Raw genomic sequence first — 21,453 nt, 5'->3', positions numbered from 1 at the left:
CATTTTCTTTCAACGTCCAGAGGGACAGCACTCATGGCTCGACCTCGGTCTCGGACCTGCCCCGGTGCTGCGCGTCAACTTACAACTTGTGCAAAAGCTCCTATTGATCTGCCGCAAGTCCCAGGAAAAGCCGCCGGTGAGCCCCCGCGGGGAGGCCGTTCTTCATGACTCTCTAGGAAGCGCAGCGCGGCTTCAGATTGACCGACCGCAGGAAAGTGTCCAGCCCGCTCTGGCTGCAGTTCTTAACTTCGCCAAGCTGTTTCTCCGCTTCGGGGCGGGTAACTGGCGAACTGCTTCCGCTACTCGGATTCGGCTTTGATTTGTACTTGGTGTCCGCAGGATCATGCCAATGTCGAGAAATGATCTTGGCCGGCGCCTTCAATCGATCGGTCGGACGGGGCGCGACAGCTATTGGGGGTGCTGCTGGGGCAGCGATCGTTGCCGAAGCTGAAGCACCCGTTGTGACCGCAGCAACCTCGTTTGCTGGCGCGACTTCGTTCTCGACGGCAGCCACATCTGTCGCGGGTGCGGGCTTCAGCGGTAGACGGTCGCTCTTACTCGAGGTCTCCGCCACCGGGTAGGCAATTGGATGTGCTGGCGCGGGATTTCTCCCCAAGGCTGCAACAGCGCCCATTCCTACCAGGCCAATTACTCCGACGGCTACGACCCTAATCCACACCTGATTGATCCTCGACCAACCCAGCGAACCATAGACTTCCGCCGAAGTTTGCCCAGAATAAGGCTCTAAGCCATTGGTTTGACAGACGGACTTCTTTTCTCCTGGGGCAACCCGGGGCGGCGTGACCTCGGCGCGCCGCTCGCGCTGGAGTGGTTCTCATTTGTGGGCTGACTGGTGAGCTGCTCGACGGGGCGAAAACTAAAGATTGTCATTTCAATACCTTAGATGGGATGTGATCGGCTGTTGCCGGTTCTGAGTACGTGAACCGGTACGAAGAGCCTTCCCTGAGGACCGGCGGTCACCATCCATGGAAGACGGCCGAGTGCGAGCAGTTCGAGAAGTGTCGTGCCGTCGGCACCAGGGCCCGGCTGGCCTATGAGCTGCTCCTGCAGACCGGCCAGCCACGCTGTGACGTGGTCCGGATGGGGCGGCTGCATATCCGCGGCGGGATGATGGCTATGGGCCGCAAGAAGACTGGGGGTGCCGTTCAATGTCGAAGTCGTGCCACGCCTTCAGGCGGCGATCGACGCAATGCCGGCGAGTGACCATCTGACCTTCCTGGTCACAGCCCAGGACAAGCCGTTTACCGCTGCCGGGTTCGGGAACTACTTCCGCGATACCTGTCACGAGGCAGGATTGCCGGAGCGGTGCACGTCACATGGTCTCCGAAAGGCCGCAGCGACCTATCTGGCCGAGCTCGGCTTTAATCACCGAAAGGATAAGAGTAGATGACGACTGTTCCTAAAGCACTGCCGCCAGGAGTGGACCAGCGGGCCGCCGGAGAAGCCCTCGCCGCCGCTACCGAAAGTGCCGTGAAGGCCGGCATCGCACGGCAGACCGCCCCGCGGACGCCGGGGACAAAGGTTGGCGTCACTGTCGAGTTGCCCGCTAAGTATCTTCGCTGAATGGCCACCACTCGGGGATTCAAAGATGCTGTTTAGTCCACAGATCATCGCCAGGCCCGCCCCTATGCCTTCGGTGGGTGGTGGCGGCTCATTCACCACGTTTGACCCGGCGTCGCTATCCAACACGACGCTCTCCAACGGCAACCTGACGGCAACGCGGACCAACACGAGCACCGGCGGCGCTCAATCGACCGCCTACAAGAGCTCCGGGAAGTACTATTGGGAGGTCACGGTCGGCGCGTCGCATGGCAACACCGACTTCATCGGCATTGCGTCCGCGACCGCGGGATATTTCGCGGCGATCAACGGAAACGATGGCACCGGTATATGGCTTAGCGACGGCCGCATCCCCAATAACGGCAGCCCGTCCGGCGTCCTGGGAGCAGCCAACGCGCCCGGGACGGTGATCAGGAACGCTCTTGATGCCGACAACGCGAAGTGACAGGCCATCAACAACGGCTCGTGGGATGGTAACGCGACGTACAATCCTGCCACGAACACGGGCGGCCGAACGCAAACGCAGCTTCCAATGTCGCCGATGGTTGCGTTCAGTCCCCTACGGCAGTCCGGTAGCGGGCGACAATTTTACTGCCAACTTCGGCGCCTCCGCGTTCGTCTACGCGGTTCCGTCAGGCTTTACGGCCGGATGGTCCGCCTAGATTCGACGGCGGCCTCGTGTCGAAATTTATCGTTGGACCTGGAAAACCGGGTGGCCAACTCATGAGCAAATGGTGCGTTCGCTTATCGCTCGAGAACATCAGTTCGCCAGGACGATGTATGAGGCCTGTCCAAGGGGCCGGCTCTGCGCCTGCGGTGTCAAACACGATATCAAGTTCGAAACCTAACAGGCTGACCCGTGCACCGCCGAGCTTGTGATCATCACTCAGCGGGGCGAAGAAGCTATTTTCGATGCCGGCCTTGACCACTGACCCCTGGGGCCAAACGAAGTACAAGCCAGCTCGGTCATCCCAGATGTTTTGAAAAAGGGCTTTCTCGGCTTTTGCTATGTCGATCGAGTGTGAATCGCGGAGTCTGATTCCATTCTTTGCCGCGACCGAGGCGACCGTTTCCATGGCAAAGATGGCGAAGGAGCTCGGAGTGCCGCCTGCAATCATCGGGAGGATGGTCGTAACCGCGCCGAGTGACATGGTCTGGCTGAGCCCGCAAGATCTGCAGTCGATGGGCACGACGATGATGGGGAAGCCCAGCCAGACATTCGCAACGGGCGCGCCGTTGCCTCTGGAGCCGGGCCAGGTTGCGCGGCAGACGCCTCAACAAACGCGGCCGGGCGATCCGACGAATTTATTGCCAAACTCGAAGAACGATGCGCCGCTCACGTGGGAAACCCTCGTGAATCAGGCCATCGAGATGTCCGCGCGGCAAAATGGCGGCCGGACAAATAGCATGAGAGGCTGTCAGCCCGAGCTGAAGGTCTGCATCAACGCCGTCTTGTTCAAGATGGACGGCACTGATGCGATGATCAAAGTCACCAAAGATATCAACGACAAGATCATCCGCAGAGAGTTTTGCGCCTTCAACAGTTCGGGCGACATTCGTCTATGCCTCGACTGGGACACCAGCAAAAAGCACCGCGACATGAAAGATGCACGCGGCGACTGGAGCCAGGTGGCTGACGAGTAAAAGGGTCCGTGGCCACCATCAACATACGCCCGACGATGCTCTGCCCGTGCGGCAGCCGCTCGGTTTCGGTCTCGTGTTGCTACGACAAAGCAGACGGGGAATTCAGGAAGCGCATCCCGTCGATTTTACCGTCCGCTCCCACTACCGGTTATGCCCACCCCGGTTGCTATCTTCGTGGGACAAACGACTGCTCGAGGAAAATTAGCGGCGAACACTATTTCTCCGCCAATATCCTCGAGCAGATCAGTAAACTCTCGGGCATGGGTGGCGGCACTCTCCGCATGTCGGGACTGCCATGGCAGGCTCCAGAAGCAACCCAGGACCTTCCAATTACAAAGCTGCGCGCCAACATCCTGTGCGAGCGGCATAACAATGCGCTTGCCCCTCTTGATCAGGAAGCCGGTCGGTTCTTTTCAATTTTGGCGCAGATCGAGGCTAACGAGGGTCGTGCTTCTCGACGTCCTCTTATAGATCTCGTCAGCGGCACGGCTATTGAGCAATGGATGCTGAAAGTAGCGTGTGGGCTCTACTATCGCGCCTGACGCGGCGGTCTCCTCACCATTTTCGTTCGACGCACCATGGACGCCGATCCGCGCGCCATAGCTCACGTTTTTAGCGGACCCGGCAGCAAACATGAGGAAGCAGGCCGATGCGCAGACGGCAGTCCTTCCAACATTTGTTGCCATTTTGCCGAACCTGATCGAGTCCGCGATTTTCGCGCCCTCGAGCAAGTTGCCGCCGGGAGAATCGAGCCGAACGTTCGCGACATACTTCCCGGCGTCATTGGCCTGCTTCACGGCCGATGAAAACTTGTCCGAATCGCCGGGCACCAGTTCGCCAGTGATCCAGATAGCCGCCTGGCCGGACTTGCCGACGCCGCTCTTGATTTCGGCCGATTGAGCGGACTGAAGGAATGACATTGCCGCCAGGCTGCAGCTGACCGCGAAACCAATTTTACCCATAAACTTGACGCCCCAGAAACAGGCCCGATTTTCCCGCAATCAGGAAGCGCAGGCAAGGCTGTTCACAACGGTTCAGTGGGATACTTTCGGCGGGGGCAACGAGGTTTACCTCCCGAAGGCCAACGCCGCCATCGAAGGGGGTCGCAGTCTGCCAAGCGCCGGGCGCGTCTGCTGTATTCTGCGCTTGCTCTTAGGCGCGCTTCACACAAGCTCAAATCTGATCGGCGGCTTGTGAAAGTCATGACCTGATTCCACAAGTCCTGATCAAACTGTCATTAGGTGCGCCGGAAATTCCTCCCGCGGCGGCGGGGCGATGTGAAAAGGCAGCGGCATCACCCTAAGAGAGCCGGGCGGCGGCTTCATTATCCCCGGTCGTCGCGCTTGCTAAACATGTTTCGAAACCCGCGTGGCAGCCGCGGAACAGCATCCGGTTTCGGCCTGTTGCACTTTGGACAGGGGGCGCCAGCGCCGCCGCATCTGCAGGCGTGGTTGCCGGTCCAGGGCTGATCTTGGTGGTTTTCGCAGACCCAGCCGGTATCGTCGCAAAGGATGCACGCTGGCTCACTCATCGCATCAGCTCGAACAATTCGAGGACATCGGCAAGCCGCAGCTTGGTGCCTTTTGGCATGTGCTGCAGCAGGATATGCCGTGTATTTGCCGCGATGCCGTCGCGCTTGAGCGCGTCGTACTCGGCGTGGAATGCTCGCATATTGGCCGCGAACTGTCGGGCCACCTCCGGCGGGATTTCCAGCGGCCTTCGAGTGATTGGCATTTCCGATAAATAGGTATTCCGGACCGGTTTGGCGAATCCGATTAGACCAATGGCGGTATTGCCTCGCGACCTGCAGGAAATTTACGCCTTGTACGTTGTGTCGTCGGGAATCTGTGCTTCGTACTGCTTAGCTTTTTCAAGTAGTGCGTCGCGAATCGGACCTTCCGGTAAAAGCGCAGCTTGATGGCGTGCCTCTCTCGCGCATTCTGCGAGCTTGCTTGCCAAATCGTCAGCTTCGCTGCTCCTCTGCTCTGGACCGTTGACCATTGCTGAACCTCCTGTTCAGGCTCTACAAGACAATGAATGTCGCTAACTTTCGATCCTATTGGCGGGGGCAGGAAGCGTCAGCTTGACCGACGTATTGCGTCGGAACAGCAGCGAAGTGCTAGCCCTCGTGGATTGCGGGCTGCCCTAGGGAGCGCTGTAATCGCGCTCATGCAAGACTATCCGACCAAGATCACGTTCGACGACATGCGCGAAACTGGCGCGACGCGCATCATTGTTTTCTGCAAGGACTATCGATGCTCCCACAACGTCACGATGGACGCGGCGAGATGGCCGGACGAGATGCGTCTGTCCGACATCGAGCCGAAGTTCAGGTGCACAGTCTGTGGCCAGCGCGGCTCAAACATTCGATCGGTGGACGTGCCGCCAAGGATGGGAACTGGTTAACGTGCAGTTTTTCGCGAATCACGTAGAGGGGGGTGACGGAGGCGCTAGCGGCTCAATCCCGACCAGAGTGAAAAATGTGCGCGTTTCTCCCGTCACCGTCTCATCGATCTCTACTTTTTCGAGTGTGGCAGTACATTGTCGCCCAAAATACTCTCTGAGCTTGAATTTGACATCGCGCGCAAGCTTGCCTTCGATGATGTCGCGCTGAGCATCCATCAGCTCGAACCTGTCACGAAGTAGACTGGCACCTAGCAACACGGCGGGTATCGAAATCTCGATGCTTCTTTTCGTCCGATACCTTGCAACGTTCCTTTGAAGGGCAGGGATAGTCTCGTTGTCAGCGGACCAGCTGAACTTGCTCCCTGCCATATCGGTCCACTCCAGCGAAAATCCGGCGTGCGACCGCGATAGGTCATCAAGTACATGCCGCAAATGACCAACCGCGCGTTGTCCAAGTTCTCCGGACAGACGCGAAATTTCGCCTTCTTGGTTCGTCGCGCGCAGAAGGGCGAAGAGCGTCTGAAGCGTGCTTGCAGCGATGCTCTCACCAAAGACGTCGAACCTGGGACGGATGAATATTTCCATGCCAAACGACGATGCAAAAACATCCGCAAATCTCATCGCCGTAGAATTTATGATGTCGTGAGACAGAGGTCCTCTACGACTTGGGCCCGTCGTTATCGCTTGGGCAATGCTCGAGTAGAGCTTCTGGAGTCGAATCAGAAAAACGCCCAGCTCGCCAACGCCGGCCGAGTGATCAGCATACGAATGGCCGGAGAGCGATATCGTCAATCGTTCGCGCGTTCTGTACTTGACGAGTTCAAGTCGCTCTTGCTCCAATCGTTGTTGCAAATGCGAAAGGCTCGACAGACTTAGCTCTGCCGAGAAACTATCTGGATGCATCGCGCGAATATGCTGTGCAGACTTTAGTGCTTCATCAAGCTCAGACAGGCGGCGCGAGAGACCTCGCATGCGCGACTCCGCCTCATTGGGCTCTATGCCTTCCCATAGGTTCATGGCGTAGGTACCGCCGGTGCAGCCATTGGGGCTGGGGCGGACAGCGCGACATGCACAATGCCCTTAGGGACGTCGTTCCTGTCGAATCCAAACTCTCCCAGCCAGTACTTGCGCTGCTGCCGCGCATGGTCGCTCATCGGATGGCCTGCAGGGTAGACCGGACAAAAGTATGCATCACACATATAAGCTGCTTTTGTGACAGGGCCAGAGACCAAAGCTCTTAGTTCAGCCTTCTTAGCGGGCGGCAACGCGTCTACGACCGTGGCATCCACAAGCATAACCAGATCTACGTCTCCGGGATCGTTCTTGCTTGTAGTGAAACTTCCGTCGATCAACTGAGCGCAACTACCGACTATGCTGACGATTTCCTCGCTGTACTTCTTATATCCGGCAAGGATCGTCGCCCTCGTGGAAGAGTGAGGAAAACTCGTAACGAAAAGGGCCTCAATATCACTCTTTGTCAGATGATGAATCCCAGCGTCCAAATAACCGTGCGAATTGAACTTGGCAGTCAAAATATCCCCCCGACACAATATGACTCAACCCTCAAAGGGTAGCGCAACCTTGAGGCGTGTGGAAGGTCGGGAGGGAAACGCTACTTCAGGCTGAGACTTATCTCTTCGTCTTAAGGCCCAGCTCTACTAATCGGCGAATGGCTTCAGGCCGTCCTGGAAGGTCCTCCTGCTGGCGGCGAAAATCATCAATCTTTTTAGCCATTTCTGGCTGAAGGCGGACCAAAACCGGCTCGCCAGTGGCCTCGGCCCGCCTCTTTGGTGATTTCGTGATTTCACGACTTGCTTTGCTCATGAGTCTATGATATCACGAAATCAAGCCGGGGCAAGGCGGCAACCTCGCTCCCGGCTCTAACCAAGCGAGAAAGGATCTTCTTCGCCATGGCTACCAATCATTCTAACACAAAACCGCTTTCCCAGCTCTTCCGCGACCCCTTCCTGCGCGCCGCGTTCGCTGCGGCTGAGAACGACGGCCTGAACGGCGAGCTGGTCGAGACCGACCGTCCACGCACCCTCGACGGTGGCGCAGCTGAGCGCATCCTCGAGACGGTTTAACGGAGCGCGCGATCATGAAGGCTTATCGTCACAGCGCCACGGGCGCTGAACAATTGTCGTCGCCCAAATTGATTCCCGATAGCTGCGCGACCGCAGGACAGGGAGTCAAAAACGAGGGTGAACCTTCCTGCGAGTCGCAGATTCAGTCCGGCGGGGCTGCAATCAGCAGGAGGTTCTTCGTGCGCTCAATCGCTTCTATTCCCGTCGCCGCCGCTGCTCCGGCCAGTGCATCGTTAGCGCAAATGGCCGACACGCCACAGGCGGATGACGCTCAACTCTTGGCGCTTGGTGGCGAGTACATCGTCGCTGAGCAGCGATACCTGGATTTGCTCCTCGTCCTCGACGAGATGAGCGATCGGCGCGACAGCCCGCCCGAGGTGCTCAGAATTCGGCCTCGCGATTTTGCGCTTGGCAGGAAAGCTGAAGAGGACGCCGAGTTTTGGTGTCGTCCATGCGACATCACTCAGTGGCGGCACCTCACAGAACGGAGGACGGAGAAGAAAGAGACGGACGATCGGCTGGAGCTGGTGCAATGGAAAATCGAACCTTCGGAAGAGCTGCGCCAGCGCGGGGCAGAAATTGTTGCGGCGTTCGATGAATGGCGTGCACGGAAGCCCCCGCGGATATACGAAGGCCCGGCGTAGAATGAAGCGTGCGCTGGCGATGTCTGAACAGTTGGAAGAGCAAAACCTGAATATGCCAGCGAAGACATTGGATGGCCTGAAGGCGAAGATCCGGTGTGCCGAGGCGTGGGCGGGCGGCGAGGTCGCTAGTATCAGTATCGATGGCTTGGCCGCTGACATTATGTTCTCGATCATCGAGGATATCGAAAGCATGTCCGTAGCCCACATCAGCTGACTGCCTTGCCTCAAGAAAAGACGCCGCCGGTCTCAAAAATACACGCCCGGCGGCGTTTCCTTCCTGAACCGGGACGTTGAAATCCCCCAGCACCAAGCAAACTGCAGGGGCTGTGCCACGGGCCAATGACGCATCAAGTGCGCGTGATATGTGAGGCCGTTCACACTCGATCATCGCGAGTTGATCTAACCGAAGCGAGGGTGGCAGCTCGGTGTCGGAGAAATCGTGATGCCGTTTTTCAGCAGCCAACGCTTGCCGTCGGCAATCGCCGCTTCGTTGCTCAGTATTCTCGTCGTGGGAGCAGTTGCCTTTGCGGCAGTTGGTTATGTGGAGTGGTCATCAGGCGTTAATCTGACCCACTTCATGGGCCGGACTGCCGCGGATGCCTCAATGCCGGCTCTACCCCTCAAGGGGCGAACGGGCTGCGAGCAGGGCAATAAGCCGCTGCCGGCGCTTTCTCTGCCGCTCGAATGACACCAGTCGGCTGCGCCTCGATTAACCTCCCGAAAGGAAACACTACGCCGCCGGGCTTGAAATGCAGCATCCCGGCGGCGCCCTGTTCTTCCAGCCCTGGGGGCCCGCAGTTCCTACCGAAACGGGACTCCGTGCGAATTCCTCAATCGGTCCCGTCCCTGAGGAGCGGCTGCTTCGCCACGCGTCTTTATCCTTGCGGGACCTGACGCTCAGCGCTTAGGTTTCCCGCATTAGGACCAAAGGAGTTTTGTCTGTGGCGACAGGTACTGTGAAGTGGTTCAACCCGACGAAGGGTTACGGATTCATCCAGCCCGATGATGGAGGCAAGGATGTTTTTGTGCATATTTCCGCGGTCGAAAGGGCGGGGCTGAGCAGCCTAAATGAGGGCGCGAAAGTCAGCTACGAAGCGAAGGACAATCGCGGAAAAACATCCGCCGAAAATCTGCGGGTAGGCTGACGCACCAGGAACAAGTGGCAGTGCCGGGAGTCATCATGAGCTCCCGCGATAGGTTGCCCCCCGAGCGGGAGCTTAGAGCGGCCTTGGCGTTCCCCGCGCCAGGGCCGCTATCCTCGTTGTGGCACGGCCATGCTCAGGAAGCGGCAAATGCCGTGAGTCCTTCATTGCCCCCGGACAGTGTGGCCCCAGGCGGGCCCGCGCTGGGGTCGCTTTTGATTGGGCCCAATTTCAGAACAAACGCAAAACCGCAGTGTTGCGTCCGTGTTGCGTGGAATGATTTGTAGCCGTCCGCAATGCGTTGATTTTGCTAGTATTGGCTTGGGAGGCCTTGCAGCACGAAACTGGGCGCTGGAACGAAGCCGAAACTGCAAGAAACCCTTATTTTATCGGCACAAGTTCTGGCGATCCCGGCAGGATTCGAACCTGCAACCCGCGGAGTAGAAATCCGCTACTCGCATAGAGGATCAGACTTCGCCAACCACCGATTGACCACCGAAACACCATGAACAAACGGCGATAAAGGTGGTCAATCGCGAGTGAAATTCATTGTTTTTGTTGATCTTTTCGCTTGCTACTTACGTTCGGGACGCAGGGGTCGCAGGTTCGAATCCTGCCACTCCGACCATTCTTTCAAGCACTTATAGTTTCTGTGTTTTTCGTGCGCAACGACATGCGCATCGATTTGAAGCGCGGCTGCCATGTCGGTCGATTTCGGGACGCCGGTCCCTCTTATCGGCGATTCGGGACCATTGGAGCGCGCGAGGGTAACGGCCCCTGACGTGATGTTGCGTAGCACGTCACCAAGCACCACACGGTCTCCCTTCGGACCTCTCGGCCGATCCTGTCCGGCATCAAAGCACGAATAGCCCGCGGCGAGTAGTGCTCAGCTTGCCGGCGCGCGAATACCTGTCAGGGGTTGCCGACCTCGAAGGCCAGCAGAACGTTGCCGGGCAGCCCGCTCCATTGCGCGTAGCCGGAATTGACGTACAGCATGCCATCGACGACGACCGGGCCGGGTCCGTCCATGGCACCGCCATGGGCCGGAACGCCGTTGACCGTGGTGTAGTCGCGGGCGGTGTCGATTTCCCAGAGCAACCGTGCGTCATCGGTCGCGTAGGCGCGCAGGAAGCCGCTCACGCCGCCCGAGAAGACGACGCCGGGAATGACAGTGACCGCCGCGGAGAGCGCGGGACTGCATTGGGGGCGGTCGCCACAGGCCACCGGCGCGACCTGCATCGCAATCTTCCCGGTCGCAAGATCGAGTCCGAACAGGCCGCCACCTTCGTTTGAATTCAGACGCCGGGTGCCGTCCCTTAGAAATCGTACGTCCGAATTGGCGACATAGATTCGGTCCTGGTCGGCGGCGGAACCCCACTCGGTCCCGCCCAACGCGCCACCCTTGCCGATCCGCGTCTGCCACAGGATCTTGCCCTCATGGTCGGGATCGAGCGCGTGGACCACGCCGGATTTCTGGCCGATCACCAGTGCGCGCTGTCCGTTATGCAAGGTCATCAGGATCGGCGATTGGCCGAAGTCATGGTCGGGGCCGCGGTCTTCCGGACAGTTGCTCTGATCGGTGCCGAAACACGCAACGACGAAGCTGTCCTTCGGCGTGGCCTGCTGATGCCACAGCATTCGGCCGGTCGCGAGATCGAGCGCGAGGATGGCATCGCTGGTGTCGGTTGCCGGGTCGGCATAGCTGTTCGAGGTCGCGACATAGAGCGCCTGGCGCTGCACATCGATCGTCGGCGCGGACCAGACCGACGCGCCGGCCGGACCGAACAGCTGGGTCCCGATCGCGTTCGCCCGTGTCGGATGCGGTGCCTCGGGGATCGTGTAGGCCTTCCAGATCGGTGCGCCGGTCTCGGCCTTCAGCGCAACGACGCTGCCGCGAAACGTACAGCACTGGTAGGTGGGGCGAGACCCGATGGCCTCCTCGATCGATGAAACGCCGACATAGACGACGCCGGAATAGAACACTGGCGCACCGGTAATCCGGGCCGCCACATGATCGTCGACCTTACTCTTCCAGATCAGTTTGCCGGTCGCGGCATTGAGGGCGTAGACGTTGGCACGCACATCACCAAAAAAGATGGCAGGCTGGCCGTTGTCCAGCGGGGCAAAGCTGATGGCCGTCCGCACCGGCGCCTCGGTCGGAAACGCCCAGCGCGTGCAGCCACTTTTGGCGTCGAGGGCATGGACCTTGCGGTCGCCGCCACCGACGAACAGCAAGCCGCCGACGACAGCCGGCTGCGCGTTGGCGTTGGACGTGTCAGGAAATCCGAACGCCCATTTCAGACGCAGTCGCGGGACCTGATCTTGCGCCAGGCCGGCCATTGCCGCCGGCTGAAACCGGCTGTTGTTGATGTCCGCGCCCCAACCGTTCCACCGCGGCCCGTCGATCGGCTGCGGAAAGCCGGTCTCGTTCTGCGCGCATTGTCCCGCGCTCTCGGCTGCCGCGAGCGAAGCGGCCTTTCCGGTGACGAGCGAGGCGATCGCCGCCCGCTCGTCGCTGGTCAGTCCCTGCGCGAAGGATGCCATCGGGCCGGTGGTCATCTCACCAAGCACCTCGTCGAACGATCTGGATTGCAGCGCAGTGCGGCTCGGCGCGCGAATACCCGTGTTGCTGCTGTCGTGACATTGCGCGCAGCGTTGCGCGTAGAGGTCGGCACCGCCTTGCTGTGCGGTTGCGGGCAGGCAAGACGAGATCAGGGCGATGGCAATCGCAGCACTCGGTTTCATCGTGATTCACCGGCGTTGGCTTTGATGAAGAGAGCGATTGCAGCTTAGCACAACCTTCCGGCTGCCATCGTGCCTGGCGGAGGCCGGCGGCATGCATGACGGTGCAGGATCCGATCGCCGCCGCCTTCAATTCGAGCGCCCGCCCGCGCGATCTCCCATTGACAGGCCGGCCGATGTGATAGAATTATAACACAATAAGTTGCAAAAATAACAACATGTCACCATCGTACCAGCGCCTCGCGCGGTCGACGGGAGGAAAATTTGGAATTGTCCGGTTCGATCGCAGCCGAGCCTCGGCCGTCGACGGCGCTGTTGATGGTCGGTGGCATCAGCAAGCGCTTCGGCGGCGTGCGGGCATTGCGCGACGTCAACCTCGATGTCCGGGCCGGCGAGGTGCACGCGCTGCTGGGCGAGAACGGGGCCGGCAAGTCCACGCTGATCAAGATCCTCAGTGGCGTCCATGCGGCCGACAGCGGCACGATCGAGATCGCCGGCAAACCAGCGACGTTCGACAGTCCGGCTAGATCGCGCGAGGCGGGCATCGCCGTCGTCTATCAGGACCTTAGTCTCGTCGAGTCGCTGAGCGTCGCCGACAATCTGTTGCTCGACCGCGAGCCGCGTACGCGGTTCGGCTTTGTCCGCAAGCGCGAACTGATGGCCAGGGCCGGGACATTCCTGAGCGAGCTCGGCATTCCCCTTGATACCAAGGCGACGGTCGGCTCGCTGCCGTTCGCCTACCGCCAGATGACGGAGATCGCCAAGGCGCTGATGGGCGAGGTGCGCCTGTTGATCCTCGACGAGCCGACATCGTCCCTGACTTCGGATGAAGTTCGCATCCTGTTCGATGCGATCGGCAAGGCGACGCGCCGCGGTGTCGGCGTGATCTATGTGACCCATCAGCTCAACGAGGTCTTCGAGATCTCGCAGCGTGTCATGGTGCTACGCGACGGCGCCAATGCCGGCACGTTCGTCACCGCCGAGACCGACATGAAGCGGCTGGTGAACGCCATCATCGGCACCGACCGATTGGCGCCCGCGGCGTTGCGCGCCGAGGCTGCGGCCGCGCGTTCGTTCGATCCGTCGCCGGTCCTGTCGTTGTCGGGCGTGTCGAAAGATCGCCTGTCGGCCGTCGATTTGTCCGTCATGAAGGGTGAGATCCACGGCCTTGCCGGACTGATCGGCAGCGGACGCACCGAGGTCCTGGAGACGATCTTCGGTCTTCGGCCGGTCGACAGCGGCGCCTGCCAGATCGACGGCCGGCCGTGGCTGCCGAGGAGCCCGGCCGATGCGATCGCACAGGGTGTCGCGCTGGTGCCGGAAGACCGGCACGTGCAGGGCCTGGTGCTGGATCATTCGATCGAGCGCAACATCACGTTGCCGCGGATTCCGCATTTCTCGCGCTGGGGCTTCATGCAGCAGCGCGCCGCCGCACGGCGTGCCGACGCTGCGGTGGCGAAGCTATCGGTGAAGGCACAAGGCGCCTCGAGCCTCGTCAGGACATTGTCCGGCGGCAACCAGCAGAAGGTCGTGTTCGGAAAATGGAATGATCCGCGGCCGCGCGTGCTGCTGCTCGACGAGCCGACGGTCGGCGTCGACGTCGGCGCGCGCGAGGAGATCTACGGCGTGATCCGCAATGCTGCCCGCGACGGCACCGGCGTCCTGGTGGTCTCGTCGGACCTCGTCGAACTGATCGAGCTCTGCGACCGTATCTCCGTGATCGTCGATGGACGCGTGGCGCGAACGCTGGTGCGCGGGGAGATCGATGATGCCGAAGAGCTCCATCATCTGCTGCAGATCTACCAGGCTTCCGAACAAGGCGTATTGCAAGAGCCACACGCATGACCGAACTGACTGCGCCCAACCTCGTCGCCTCGTCGACCCGATCCGATCGACGCCGCAAGCTGCTGCAGAATCTGCTGCGGGGCGAGCGGCCCTACATGCTGTACATCGCCTTCGTGGTGCTGCTGGTCGTGTTCAGCCTGTCCTCGCCCTGGTTCCTGTCGGTCGACAACTTCCTGAACATCGGACGCCAGACCACGCTGGTCTCGATCATCGCGGTCGGCATGACCTTTGTGATCATCGCGCGCCAGATCGATCTGTCGGTCGCGTCGACCTTGGCGCTGTCGGGCATGGCCGCGGCGCTCGCGATGAGCCAGATCAACAACAGCTGGATCGTCGGCGCCGCTGCCGGGCTCGGCACCGGTGCGCTGGTCGGGCTGCTCAACGGCATCCTGACCACGCAGCTCTCGATCCCGTCGTTCCTGGTGACGCTGGGTTCACTCAGCATGGCACGCGGTTTGGCGATGATGGTGACCAATACCAAGCCTGTCATCATCACCAACGAGACCTATTTCGCGATCTTCGGTGAGGGCTCGTTCCTGGGCATACCGGTTCCGATCGCCTGGACGCTGGTGGCGATGATCGTCGGCATCCTGCTGCTGCACTATAACGTGTTTGGCCGCCGCATCTATGCGGTCGGCGGCAATCCGACCGCGGCGCTGTATTCCGGCATCAACACCAAATGGGTGACGACCGCGGCCTTTGTGCTGACCGGCGCGCTCGCCGGGCTTGCGGCGCTGGTGCTGTCCGCGCGCTCGCACGCCGCGCGGCCCGACGTCGTGCAGGGCATGGAGCTTGACGTCATCGCCGCCGTGATCCTCGGTGGTTGCAGCCTGTTCGGCGGGCGTGGCTACATCCTGGGGACGCTGTTCGGCAGCCTCATCATCGGCACGCTCAACAACGGCCTCGTGCTGCTCGGCGTCAGCTCGCCGCTGCAGCTCGTCATCAAGGGAGCGATCATCGTGGCCGCGGTCGCCTTCACGAAACGCTAGAGCACGATGGCGCAGCGCGTGCGCCGCACGGTCAGGCGTTGCAAGGGTAAGGGCAAGGTCGCCGGCCTCCGGTCAATCGGCGACCAAAACGGGAGGAAACAATGAAGCCAATCTTGCGACAAACCCTGCCACTGACCGCGCTGATCGCGGCGACGGCCATTTCGATCGCCGCCTCGGCTCGCGCCGAAGTGCCTGCAACCTGCGTCAAGGGCGTCGATCTCGCGACGCTTGGACCGAAATCGATCGTCGGTCAGGGGCCTCATGGCGAGAAGGCCGCCTCGCCCGAGGTGCTGGCGCTGTCGGACGCCGATGCCGCCAGGATCAAGGAGAAGCATTTCAAGGTCGGCATCTCCATGCAGACCGTCAATCTCGACTGGGCGCAACTGCAGATCCAGGGCATCACCGACACGCTGAAGAAGTATGGTGTGACCGTCACCGGCGTCGCGTCCGCCGAATATCAGGTCGACAAGCAGATCGCCGACATCGAGAACACCATCCAGCAGCATCCGGATGGCATCATCTCGATCCCGGTCGATTTCACCGCGACCGCGCCGACCTACAAGAAGATCGCCAAGGCCGGCATCAAGCTGGTACTGATGGACAGCATCCCGACCGGCCTGAAGCATCCGGAGGAATATGCGTCCATGATCTCGGCGGACAGCCAGGGCAACGGCCTGATCGCGGCCCAGATCCTGGCGTCCTGCGTCGCGCAGGGCGGTACCATCGGTCTCGTCAATTTCGGCGTCGATTATTTCAGCACCAACGAGCGCACCAAGGGCGTCCGCGAGTGGATGCAGAAGAATCGTCCCGACATCAAGATGAAGCAGGTCGACTTCACCGACCCGCCCAAAGTGTCGCAGATCGCGGGCGACTTCCTCACCGGCAATCCTGATATCAAGGGCCTGTTCGCGGTCTGGGATCAGCCGGCGCTGGATACGCTGAGCTCGATGCGCGCGCAGGGCATCGACATTCCGGTCACCACCGTCGATCTCGGCCTGCAATCGGCGATCGAGATCGCCAAGGGCGGACCGCTGAAGGCAACCGGATCGCAGCGTCCCTATGACCAGGGTGTCGCGGAAGCGATGGCGATGATGAACGCGCTGCTCGGCAAGGAAACGCCGGGCTGGATCGGCGTGCAGTCGCTGCCGGTGACGCAGTCCAACGTGCTGGAATCCTACAAGACGGTGTTCAAGAAGGAGCCGCCGCCGGAGCTGACCGACGCCTGCAACAAGGCGAAGCCTGCCTGCAACTGAGCTACGGGAGTTCGATGCGTGGTCCCGCGAGCCCGCGCATCGTGAGCAGCCTGATCCGGGCGTGCCAGCCCCCGCTCGGATCAGGTTGCGCCGGTCACGTATTCGACGGGAAGGCTGCGGAAGTGCTTGCGCATGTCCGCCGACGCCGCGCCGCCGACGATGATCCGCGAGAACGCGCCGATATCGGAGAAGAATGCCGATTTGAGGCTGCCGAGCTTACTCGCGTCGATCACCAGGATGCTTTCCATCGCGGTCTCGATGACGGCCTGCTTGACGGCGACTTCGTGAAAATTCGAGCAGCTCGCGCCGCGGGTCCAGTGCACGCCGCCTGCGGAGATGAAGGCCTTGTTGATACCGAGCCGCCGCAGATAGGACAGGCCGTCGTCCGACGCAAAGGATTGCGACGACGGATGGTAGAGCCCGCCCATCACCATCACCTGCGTGGCCGGCCGTCGCGTCACGATCGACGCCACGTTCATCGAATAGCAGATCACCGAAAGCGGCAGGTCCTCGGGCAGGCAGTCGGCCAGCGACTGCATCGTTGTGCCGCAATCGATGAAGATCGTATCGCCTTCCTTGATCGAGGCCGCGGCAGACCGGCAGGCCAGACGCTTGTCCTGGGTGTGCTGATCGATCTCCTGCTCGAACGTGTACTTGACCCCGGTCGGCGACGCCGCATTGACGACGTAGCCGCCGAGCAGCGCCAGCGCGGCGTCCGGCCCGGCGAGATCGCGCCGGACCGTCATTTCGGACACCTTGAGGAGCTCGGCGGCGTCCTTCAGATGCAGCGTGCCGCTCGACTCGACGGCGCGGCGCAGCCTCTGCAGGCGCTGCACGCGCGTCTCGCTTGGTCGTGCGTTCGATGTTTCAGTCATTTTGATCGCCGGGCTTGCTTATCCGATTGACAATGATCTTACAATGTTGTGAGTTTATCAACGTCGATTTGTTACAATAATAACATCCAGTTCGGCGGGCTGATCGAGGGTCGGGGACGATGTCGTCCTCAGGCAGTCGGCAAACCCCGCGGCAAGGTCAGGGAGGATCACATGTTGCGATCGACACATTCAGTCTATCTGGCGATCTCGTCGATTCGCTAGGACCGCACGGCGCCTCCATGACGCAGAGCGTCTTCATACAGAATCCGTCCCCATTGGCAGCGCAGCCGCCTTCCCCGGGCGGCGAGCATCCGCTCCCGCGCAACAGCGGCCGTGCGCTCGAGATGGATTGGGTCGACGAGATCAGGATCAATCTGTCGGCCGCCGAACGCCGCGTTGCGAGCCTGCCGGGCCGGCGCACGGTCAAGAAGGACGCGCAGGCGGCGTGGCTTCTCAAGGCGATCACTTGCATCGACCTGACGACGCTCAATGGCGACGATACGACCGAACGGGTGAAGCGCCTCTGCGCCAAGGCCAAAGCGCCGGTGCGCGGCGACCTTCTCGAGCGTCTCGGCTTTGCGGGCCGCGAGCTGCATACCGGCGCGGTCTGTGTCTACCATCGGTTCGTGGCGACGGCCGTCGAAGCGCTCGAAGGATCCGGCATCCCGGTCGCTGCGGTCTCGACCGGATTTCCCGCAGGTCTCGTGCCGCACGATCTGAAGCTGAAGGAGATCGAGGCGTCGGTCCGCGATGGCGCGGAGGAGATCGACATCGTCATCACGCGTGAGCATGTGCTGACCGGCGATTGGCGGGCGCTTTACGCCGAAGTGCGGGATTTCCGCGCCGCCTGCGGCGACGCCCATCTGAAGACGATCCTGGCCACCGGCGATCTCAAGACGCTGCGCAACGTCGCCAAGGCGTCGATGGTCTGCATGATGGCCGGAGCCGACTTCATCAAGACCTCCACCGGCAAGGAAGGCGTCAACGCGACGCTGCCGGTGACGCTCGCGATGCTGCGGATGATCCGCGTCTATCAGGAGCGCACCGGCTACCAGATCGGCTTCAAGCCGGCCGGCGGAATCTCGACGGCAAAGGACGTGCTCAACTATCAGTTCCTGATGAAGGAGGAACTGGGACGCGACTGGCTCGAGCCGGACCTGTTCCGCATCGGCGCCTCCAGCCTGCTCGCCGATATCGAGCGACAGCTCGAGCATCACGTGACTGGCCACTATTCGGCCTTCAATCGCCACCCCGTGGGATGAGACTCCAGCGATGAGCGTCGCAAACTATTTCGAGACCATGGAGTATGGCCCCGCGCCGGAGGCTGACGGCGAGGCACGCGCCTGGCTGGCGCGGCATGACGCCGTGTTCGGGCATTTCATCGCCGGCAAGTTCACAGCGCCGCATGCCGGTAAACACCTCACGACGACCGAGCCCGCCACCGGCAAGTCGCTGGCGCGCATCGCGCAGGGCGCTGCTGCCGATGTCGAGGCGGCGGTTAGCGCCGCGCGCACCGCGCAGGCAGCGTGGGCAAAGCTCGGCGGTCACGGCCGTGCGCGTCATCTCTATGCGCTGGCGCGCATGCTGCAGCGTCACGCCCGGCTGTTCGCCGTGCTGGAGGCGATCGACAACGGCAAGCCGATCCGGGAAACCCGCGATCTCGACGTGCCGCTCGCTGCGCGCCATTTCCTCTATCACGCCGGCTGGGCGCAGCTGCAGGAGCGCGAACTCGCCGATCAGGTGCCGGTTGGCGTGATCGGGCAGATCATTCCGTGGAATTTCCCGCTGCTGATGCTGGCCTGGAAGATCGCGCCGGCGCTGGCCGCGGGCAATACGGTGGTGTTGAAGCCGGCGGAGTTCACCTCGCTCACCGCGCTGCTGTTCGCCGAGCTTTCGGCTGAGGCCGGCTTGCCGCCGGGCGTGTTGAACGTCGTGACCGGCGATGGCGCGACCGGTGCATTGCTGGTCGAAAGTTCCGGTGTTGACAAGATCGCGTTCACCGGCTCGACCGAGGTCGGGCGGCTGATCCGCCAGTCGACCGCGGGCACCGGCAAATCGCTGACACTCGAGCTCGGCGGCAAGTCGCCATTCATCGTGTTCGACGATGCCGATATCGACGGCGCGGTGGAAGGCGTGGTCGATGCCATCTGGTTCAACCAGGGGCAGGTCTGCTGCGCCGGCTCGCGGCTGCTGCTGCAGGAGGGGATCGCGGACACTTTCCGCAGGCGCCTGATCCGCCGCATGGAGACGCTTCGCGTCGGCATGCCGCTCGACAAGGCGATCGACATGGGCGCGGTGGTCGCGCCGGTTCAACTCGAACGGATCAAGTCGCTGGTCGAGACCGGAGTGAAGGAGGGCGCCGAGAAATATCAGGCGTCCGGTGCGATCCCGGCGGAAGGATGTTTCTATCCGCCGACCTTGCTCTGGAACGTGCATCCGTCCTCGACGGTAGCGACCGAAGAGATCTTCGGCCCTGTCCTGGTGGCGATGACGTTTCGCACCCCCGACGAGGCCGTGATGCTCGCCAACAACACGCGCTACGGCCTTGCCGCCAGCGTGTGGAGCGAGACGATCGGTCTGGCGCTCGATGTCGCGCCGAAGCTCTTGGCCGGCGTGGTCTGGGTCAACGCCACCAATCTGTTCGACGCCAGCGTCGGCTTCGGCGGCTATCGCGAGTCCGGATCCGGCCGCGAGGGCGGCCGTGAAGGCATGTACGAGTATCTCAAGCCGAAGGCCTGGAGCGGGCGCAAGGCGCGGACCAAGGCATCGCCGCTGCCGACGGCTTCTGGCGCCAGCGCCGGATTCGATGTGCCGCCGATCGATCGGACGGCAAAACTGTTCGTCGGCGGCAAGCAGGTGCGCCCGGACGGTAATTATTCGCGTCCGGTGATGTCGCCGAAGGGCCGGCGCCTCGGCGAGGCAGGCGAGGGCAATCGCAAGGATATCCGCAATGCGGTGGCCGCGGCGCGCTCCGCCGAGTCCTGGACGCGGGCAACGGCGCATAATCGCGCCCAGATCCTCTATTACCTTGCCGAGAATCTTTCCGCGCGCGGCGACGAATTCGCCCGGCGCATCGCCGACATGACCGGCGTGTCGGCTGCGAAGGCGCGCACGGAAGTCGATGCGAGCATCGAGCGGTTGTTCAGCTATGGCGCCTGGGCGGACAAATTCGAAGGATCCATCCACGCGCCGCCGCTGCGCGGCGTGGCGCTCGCGATGCATGAGCCGATTGGCGTGGTCGGCGTCGCCTGTCCCGACGAGGCGCCGCTGCTCGCCTTCATCAGCTTGGTGGCGCCGCTGATTGCGATGGGCAACCGGGTGGTCGCCCTGCCCAGCGAGCGGCATCCGCTCGCCGCGACCGACTTCTACCAGGTGCTGGAGACCTCGGACGTGCCGGGCGGCGTGGTCAACATCGTCACCGGAGACCACAGCGAGCTGGTCAAGGTGCTCGCCGAGCATGACGATGTCGACGCGCTCTGGGCGTTCGGATCGCAGGATGCCTCAGCGGCCGCCGAACGGCTGTCGATCGGCAACCTCAAGCGCACGCTGGTCGATCATGGCCTCGCGCTCGATTGGTACGACAAGGCCGCGAGCGAGGGCCCGATCCTGCTCCGCCACGCGGTGCAGGTGAAGAACATCTGGATTCCGTACGGCGACTAGCGACGTCACCTTGCGGTGATATCGATGGGGTTCGGACCGTCAGAGTCCGGCGAGTTTGAAGACAAGGGAGGGACGCAACATGCTCAAGGGCATCGATCCACTGCTCAATGCCGACGTGCTCTACGCCCTGCGGGCGATGGGGCATGGTGATCGTCTGGTGGTGTGCGATACCAATTTTCCGGCCGACTCGATCGCGCGCCAGACGGTTCTCGGCCGGTTGCTGCGCATCGACAATGTCAGCGCGGCCAGGGCGATTGAGGCGATCCTGTCGGTGATGCCGCTCGATACGTTTGTCGACGATGCCGCGATCCGCATGGAGATTGTCGGCCAGGCGCAGGAAGTGCCACCCGTGCAGCGCGAGGTGCAGGTCGCGATCGATCGCGCGGAGGGACGGTCCTGGCCGCTGGTCGGCGTCGAGCGCCACGCTTTCTACGAAAAGGCCAAGGCGGCCTATTGCGTGATCGCGACGGGCGAGCGGCGCTTCTACGGCTGCTTCCTGTTCAGCAAGGGCGTGATCGGGCCGGACGGGGAGTGACGAGATGAGCAAGAGTGGCGTCGCCGTCCTCGGCGTCTTCGTCGTCGACCTCG

The 21,453-nt window shown here is 61.7% G+C and carries 24 protein-coding genes; 17 read left to right on the top strand and 7 right to left on the bottom strand.

Annotation, left to right across the window (positions count from 1 at the left end; genetic code table 11):
• Positions 1–1,159 precede the first annotated feature (1,159 nt).
• Both AKL29_RS39675 and AKL29_RS39670 read left to right on the top strand, forming a co-directional pair.
• Positions 1,160–1,411, top strand: a complete 252-nt coding sequence (locus tag AKL29_RS39675) for a tyrosine-type recombinase/integrase (protein ID WP_160321830.1) — start codon at positions 1,160–1,162, stop codon at positions 1,409–1,411.
• Positions 1,412–1,609: 198 nt separating this feature from the next.
• Positions 1,610–2,026 (top strand): SPRY domain-containing protein, encoded by a 417-nt coding sequence (locus AKL29_RS39670; protein ID WP_152977967.1) that lies wholly within the window; start codon positions 1,610–1,612, stop codon positions 2,024–2,026.
• 187 nt (positions 2,027–2,213) lie between these two features.
• On the opposite strand, the gene AKL29_RS42575 is transcribed toward AKL29_RS39670, so the two are convergent.
• Positions 2,214–2,732 (bottom strand): hypothetical protein, encoded by a 519-nt coding sequence (locus AKL29_RS42575; RefSeq protein WP_152977966.1) that lies wholly within the window; start codon positions 2,730–2,732, stop codon positions 2,214–2,216.
• Here AKL29_RS42575 and AKL29_RS39665 point away from each other — a divergent pair.
• The 3 genes from AKL29_RS39665 to AKL29_RS42565 all read left to right on the top strand — a co-directional run bounded on the left by AKL29_RS39665 (position 2,731) and on the right by AKL29_RS42565 (position 4,125).
• Entirely contained in the window at positions 2,731–3,225 is a 495-nt protein-coding gene (locus AKL29_RS39665) for a hypothetical protein (RefSeq protein WP_152977965.1), read from the top strand. The two genes, AKL29_RS42575 and AKL29_RS39665, sit on opposite strands and share 2 nt — an antisense overlap.
• Before the next feature lie 8 nt (positions 3,226–3,233).
• Complete coding sequence (locus tag AKL29_RS42570) at positions 3,234–3,767, top strand: hypothetical protein (protein ID WP_152977964.1); 534 nt, start codon at positions 3,234–3,236, stop codon at positions 3,765–3,767.
• A 91-nt stretch (positions 3,768–3,858) separates the two neighbouring features.
• On the top strand, positions 3,859–4,125 hold the full coding sequence (locus AKL29_RS42565; protein WP_152977963.1) for a hypothetical protein: 267 nt from the start codon (positions 3,859–3,861) through the stop codon (positions 4,123–4,125).
• 627 nt (positions 4,126–4,752) lie between these two features.
• Here the strand turns inward: AKL29_RS42565 and AKL29_RS43150 are convergent.
• Both AKL29_RS43150 and AKL29_RS39655 read right to left on the bottom strand, forming a co-directional pair.
• A complete protein-coding gene (locus tag AKL29_RS43150) occupies positions 4,753–4,920 on the bottom strand; it encodes a hypothetical protein (protein WP_160321829.1) in 168 nt (55 codons plus the stop codon).
• 120 nt (positions 4,921–5,040) lie between these two features.
• Positions 5,041–5,226, bottom strand: coding sequence for a hypothetical protein (locus AKL29_RS39655; RefSeq protein ID WP_050387924.1), 186 nt, complete (start codon positions 5,224–5,226; stop codon positions 5,041–5,043).
• A 168-nt stretch (positions 5,227–5,394) separates the two neighbouring features.
• On the opposite strand from AKL29_RS39655, the gene AKL29_RS39650 reads away from it, so the two are divergent.
• Positions 5,395–5,631 (top strand): hypothetical protein, encoded by a 237-nt coding sequence (locus tag AKL29_RS39650; protein WP_050387923.1) that lies wholly within the window; start codon positions 5,395–5,397, stop codon positions 5,629–5,631.
• An 18-nt stretch (positions 5,632–5,649) separates the two neighbouring features.
• Here the strand turns inward: AKL29_RS39650 and AKL29_RS39645 are convergent, their stop codons facing one another.
• On the bottom strand, positions 5,650–6,603 hold the full coding sequence (locus tag AKL29_RS39645; RefSeq protein WP_152977961.1) for a hypothetical protein: 954 nt from the start codon (positions 6,601–6,603) through the stop codon (positions 5,650–5,652).
• A 41-nt stretch (positions 6,604–6,644) separates the two neighbouring features.
• On the bottom strand, positions 6,645–7,163 hold the full coding sequence (locus tag AKL29_RS39640; protein WP_050387921.1) for a DUF6932 family protein: 519 nt from the start codon (positions 7,161–7,163) through the stop codon (positions 6,645–6,647).
• 378 nt (positions 7,164–7,541) lie between these two features.
• Between AKL29_RS39640 and AKL29_RS43145 the strand changes: the two genes are divergently transcribed.
• The 5 genes from AKL29_RS43145 (at position 7,542) to AKL29_RS41465 (ending at position 9,504) form a co-directional block, all read left to right on the top strand.
• Positions 7,542–7,715, top strand: a complete 174-nt coding sequence (locus AKL29_RS43145; protein WP_160321828.1) for a hypothetical protein — start codon at positions 7,542–7,544, stop codon at positions 7,713–7,715.
• Between the two features lie 14 nt (positions 7,716–7,729).
• On the top strand, positions 7,730–8,359 hold the full coding sequence (locus tag AKL29_RS39635) for a hypothetical protein (RefSeq protein WP_050387920.1): 630 nt from the start codon (positions 7,730–7,732) through the stop codon (positions 8,357–8,359).
• A gap of 1 nt (position 8,360) precedes the next feature.
• The gene (locus tag AKL29_RS39630) at positions 8,361–8,573 is read left to right on the top strand and encodes a hypothetical protein (protein ID WP_050387919.1); all 213 of its coding nucleotides are present in this window, start codon (positions 8,361–8,363) and stop codon (positions 8,571–8,573) included.
• 228 nt (positions 8,574–8,801) lie between these two features.
• A complete protein-coding gene (locus tag AKL29_RS39625; protein WP_050387918.1) occupies positions 8,802–9,047 on the top strand; it encodes a hypothetical protein in 246 nt (81 codons plus the stop codon).
• Between the two features lie 253 nt (positions 9,048–9,300).
• A complete protein-coding gene (locus AKL29_RS41465; RefSeq protein ID WP_028336518.1) occupies positions 9,301–9,504 on the top strand; it encodes a cold-shock protein in 204 nt (67 codons plus the stop codon).
• A gap of 909 nt (positions 9,505–10,413) precedes the next feature.
• On the opposite strand, the gene AKL29_RS39615 is transcribed toward AKL29_RS41465, so the two are convergent.
• Positions 10,414–12,246 carry an outer membrane protein assembly factor BamB family protein gene (locus tag AKL29_RS39615; RefSeq protein ID WP_050387917.1) on the bottom strand — a complete coding sequence of 611 codons (1,833 nt, stop codon included), beginning with the start codon at positions 12,244–12,246 and terminating at the stop codon, positions 10,414–10,416.
• A gap of 267 nt (positions 12,247–12,513) precedes the next feature.
• Between AKL29_RS39615 and AKL29_RS39610 the strand changes: the two genes are divergently transcribed.
• The 3 genes from AKL29_RS39610 (at position 12,514) to AKL29_RS39600 (ending at position 16,330) form a co-directional block, all read left to right on the top strand.
• Entirely contained in the window at positions 12,514–14,088 is a 1,575-nt protein-coding gene (locus tag AKL29_RS39610; protein ID WP_244482679.1) for a sugar ABC transporter ATP-binding protein, read from the top strand.
• A complete protein-coding gene (locus tag AKL29_RS39605; protein WP_050387916.1) occupies positions 14,085–15,077 on the top strand; it encodes an ABC transporter permease in 993 nt (330 codons plus the stop codon). Before AKL29_RS39610 ends, AKL29_RS39605 begins: the two co-directional genes overlap by 4 nt.
• 101 nt (positions 15,078–15,178) lie before the next feature.
• The gene (locus AKL29_RS39600; RefSeq protein ID WP_050387915.1) at positions 15,179–16,330 is read left to right on the top strand and encodes a substrate-binding domain-containing protein; all 1,152 of its coding nucleotides are present in this window, start codon (positions 15,179–15,181) and stop codon (positions 16,328–16,330) included.
• A gap of 80 nt (positions 16,331–16,410) precedes the next feature.
• Here AKL29_RS39600 and AKL29_RS39595 read toward each other — a convergent pair whose 3' ends face one another.
• Complete coding sequence (locus AKL29_RS39595) at positions 16,411–17,205, bottom strand: DeoR/GlpR family DNA-binding transcription regulator (protein WP_028337045.1); 795 nt, start codon at positions 17,203–17,205, stop codon at positions 16,411–16,413.
• A 239-nt stretch (positions 17,206–17,444) separates the two neighbouring features.
• On the opposite strand from AKL29_RS39595, the gene deoC reads away from it, so the two are divergent.
• The 3 genes from deoC to AKL29_RS39580 all read left to right on the top strand — a co-directional run bounded on the left by deoC (position 17,445) and on the right by AKL29_RS39580 (position 21,400).
• Positions 17,445–18,467: a deoxyribose-phosphate aldolase gene (gene deoC, locus AKL29_RS39590; protein ID WP_050387914.1), complete on the top strand. Its 1,023-nt coding sequence runs from the start codon at positions 17,445–17,447 to the stop codon at positions 18,465–18,467.
• 10 nt (positions 18,468–18,477) lie between these two features.
• On the top strand, positions 18,478–20,865 hold the full coding sequence (locus AKL29_RS39585; RefSeq protein WP_050387913.1) for an aldehyde dehydrogenase family protein: 2,388 nt from the start codon (positions 18,478–18,480) through the stop codon (positions 20,863–20,865).
• Positions 20,866–20,944: 79 nt separating this feature from the next.
• A complete protein-coding gene (locus tag AKL29_RS39580; RefSeq protein ID WP_028337042.1) occupies positions 20,945–21,400 on the top strand; it encodes an RbsD/FucU family protein in 456 nt (151 codons plus the stop codon).
• Positions 21,401–21,453 lie beyond the last annotated feature (53 nt).

Source organism: Bradyrhizobium pachyrhizi (assembly GCF_001189245.1).
In the GTDB taxonomy this organism is placed as follows: Bacteria; Pseudomonadota; Alphaproteobacteria; order Rhizobiales; family Xanthobacteraceae; genus Bradyrhizobium; species Bradyrhizobium pachyrhizi.
Note: the sequence above shows the minus strand (reverse complement) of the source record. Positions and strands in the feature narration are given on the sequence as shown.